The sequence below is a fragment of the Xanthomonas campestris pv. asclepiadis genome, assembly GCF_020784175.1.
Classification (GTDB): Bacteria; Pseudomonadota; Gammaproteobacteria; order Xanthomonadales; family Xanthomonadaceae; genus Xanthomonas; species Xanthomonas campestris_D.
In genome coordinates, this window is record NZ_JAJGQM010000094.1 from 1 (window position 1) to 1,897 (window position 1,897).

A 1,897-nucleotide genomic window follows, 5' to 3' on the forward strand; every position below is an offset into this window, starting at 1 on the left:
CTTCATGGAACCTCCTCGGGAAAGGGGACGAGAAAATTCCACTTCTGGCGTCAGCTAATGGGCGGGGGGATTACCGAGGGATTTCAAGCTCTTGATCGGCGAGCGCAGATCGATCTGCCAGGTCTCGTGCGCAATCCGAAAAAGGTTCCGGATCGTGGTTAGGGCCCGCTTTTTGCTCCCCTGGGCCATCGGGAGCGTGGTGCCGTCTCGCTTGACTTTGATGTATGAGTTCACGAACGAGCTGGCATGGCGCCCCAGGAAGTCATCCTGAGTCAAGTCTTTGGCCAGCTTGCGGGTGAGGTGGGGCATGCCGGTCTGGCTCAATCCGAGACCTTTGCCGCCCCCAAGGAAGAGATGGGCATTGGAGTGGTCGGTCCTGACCGACGCGTGCTTGATCAGCCCATCATCGATTTCTTGGATAAACCGTCGCAGCAGATCCCCGAAGGTCCAAGCCTCGGCAGTGTGGGCATACGGAGTTTGCCGAAGCTCCAAGGAGGCGTGTTCTCGGCGGACATACGCCTCGGCCATGAGCCGTGCAGCGTCGATGTGATGCTCAGTGTTCGGGGGCGCTTTGGGGTCGACGGGGTAGCGCACCAGCGGGAACTTCAACGCCTGCCCGTCGAGGGACCTCCGGATACGCGCCTCCCACCTCAGCTGCCCGTCCGTCCTGAGCGTCACGCCCGCTACAGAGCTAACGGCCTGGGAGGCTTTGATGCCGCGCGGAAGCGTGCCATTGAAGGTCTTGGTGCGCCCCGGCTTGACAGCTGCTTTGGCTTTGCTCACTTAGCGTCTCCCTGTATCCTTAGGCGGATGGCCCCGTGGCACAATTGGATAGCGCGCGTCCCTCCTAAGGACGAGGTTGCTGGTTCGAACCCAGCCGGGGTCACCACTTTTTTGACAATCGGCGTGAGTAGGCCGGTCGTTACCACAGACTTGCCACAGTCAGGCTGGACTTCCAGGGAAAGCCTTGTCCTGCTTGGGTCTTAGTGTAGCGACGTTGTCCCTCCTAAGGGGAAGGTCGCCCGTTCGAATCGGGCCGGGGTCACCAAGATTGATTTGATTTATTCGTGCTATCGCGCTTTTGATTGAGAGGTATTAAAAAGATCTGATGTTCGCCAATAGTGGTCAGGATGCACCAACGTACTGAAGTCAACCAATCCCAGTGCCGATAAGCGGATTACCTCCGAGTTAGGTATTTCGAGTTTAACGTCGCACAGACTATGTCTGGGCGAGCTTCCATGGTGTTAATTATTGCGAGGTCTTGTTCATTCCACCTCTCATGGGATTTTGTAGCCAGCTTCCGACTTCTCTAACAAAGTCCCAAACATCCCCTTCAGTTGGGGCTGCATATCCATATGCGGAAGGCTCTTCACCCATAGCTTCGAATACTTTTATGAGCCAGTCCGGGCCATGTCCTGTAATGCCGAGTTCACTCAGCCAGGACTCCAATTCCCCACAGGGAACGAATAAAATTCCATATCGAGCCATCGTCTGAAAAAATTCTTTCGCGCTCAATAAGTCATCTCCAGAAAGTAGATTAATTCCGCCCTCAGTTTTCATATTTTTTCCGGAGAAGGCGAGTCTTTCATAGACGCGGCGCCGTTGTATGCCTATCGATTCTTGAAGGCCCTCAGGTATACCTGCACTCCTCATTAAGCGGGAGAAGACCGCTCCGCCTTCCTTAACAGCGTCAATATCTAAAATCCCTGCTGCGGCGATCCCAAGGCGTCTCAGAGGTGCAAGAAGCATAGGGACCGTCTGCTTGCTCTGAGCATTGATAAAGAGGCAGTTCCTGATTCCCCCGAAATTCGATTGAACCATCTGTCGACTCCCCCTAATTCAATGCCAGCCAAAACTAGAGGTCTGCGGTTGATGTTGATCACGGAACTCGGCGGGC

General features: G+C 55.0%; 1 protein-coding gene, 1 tRNA gene and 1 pseudogene. 1 reads left to right on the forward strand and 2 read right to left on the reverse strand.

Going from position 1 to position 1,897, the window contains the following annotated elements; all coding sequences use genetic code 11:
- Positions 1-60 precede the first annotated feature (60 nt).
- A pseudogene (locus tag LL972_RS21480) lies at positions 61-783 on the reverse strand (site-specific integrase); the annotation flags it as partial.
- Positions 784-812: 29 nt separating this feature from the next.
- On the opposite strand from LL972_RS21480, the gene LL972_RS21485 reads away from it, so the two are divergent.
- Positions 813-889: transfer RNA gene (locus LL972_RS21485), tRNA-Arg, on the forward strand.
- A gap of 359 nt (positions 890-1,248) precedes the next feature.
- On the opposite strand, the gene LL972_RS21490 is transcribed toward LL972_RS21485, so the two are convergent.
- Complete coding sequence (locus tag LL972_RS21490) at positions 1,249-1,821, reverse strand: hypothetical protein (protein WP_228329317.1); 573 nt, start codon at positions 1,819-1,821, stop codon at positions 1,249-1,251.
- Between the last annotated feature and the right edge of the window lie 76 nt (positions 1,822-1,897).